Annotated in this window: 1 protein-coding gene; it reads left to right on the plus strand. The window is 70.4% G+C overall.

Translation table 11 applies throughout. From position 1 onward, the window contains the following. Positions 1 to 184 (plus strand): DUF2490 domain-containing protein (locus tag CVH10_RS22220; RefSeq protein WP_146143284.1); only part of this gene is annotated, 184 nt, incomplete at its 5' end. Positions 185 to 257: the final 73 nt, after the last annotated feature.

Raw genomic sequence — 257 nt, forward strand, 5'->3', positions numbered from 1 at the left:
CAGCAGCGTCGACTGGCGCGGGCGTTCGGGCTTTGACCAGCTGCGCACGTTCGTCGGCGCGGAAATCCCGGTCGGCGGCACGTCCACGGTCGAGGCCGGCTATATGAACCAGATCATCGACCAGCCCGGCGGCGCCGCGCGGGTCAACCACAATCTGTCGCTGGCGCTGTTCTGGCGGCTGTAGCCGGGCGGCTCAGACGCCCGCGTCGGTCAGCCGCGCCAGCTGTTCGTCGCCAAGCGTCAGCGTCATCGCGCCC

The organism is Halomonas sp. ND22Bw (assembly GCF_003011945.1).
In the GTDB taxonomy this organism is placed as follows: domain Bacteria; phylum Pseudomonadota; class Gammaproteobacteria; order Pseudomonadales; family Halomonadaceae; genus Halomonas; species Halomonas halophila.